Origin of the sequence: Bacillus cereus group sp. BfR-BA-01523 (assembly GCF_022662615.1) — a bacterium.
GTDB lineage: Bacteria > Bacillota > Bacilli > Bacillales > Bacillaceae_G > Bacillus_A > Bacillus_A mycoides.
In genome coordinates, this window is record NZ_JAKUDX010000048.1 from 1 (window position 1) to 237 (window position 237).

The following is a 237-nucleotide window of genomic DNA, read 5'->3' on the forward strand; positions in this document are numbered from 1 at the left end:
ACGTCCTACTCTCACAGGGACAAGGTCCCAACTACCATCGGCGCTAGAGAGCTTAACTTCCGTGTTCGGTATGGGAACGGGTGTGACCTCTCTGCCATCATCACCAAACTAATGAAGGTATATTCCTTCAAAACTAGATAACATTGCTTCATATTATATGGTTAAGTCCTCGATCTATTAGTATTCGTCAGCTCCACATGTCACCATGCTTCCACCTCGAACCTATCAACCTGATCA

Annotated in this window: 1 rRNA gene; it reads right to left on the minus strand. The window is 45.1% G+C overall.

Features of this window, described 5'->3' with window-relative positions:
* A 5S ribosomal RNA gene (gene rrf / locus MR066_RS27135) occupies nucleotides 1–108 on the minus strand; the annotation flags it as partial.
* Between the last annotated feature and the right edge of the window lie 129 nt (nucleotides 109–237).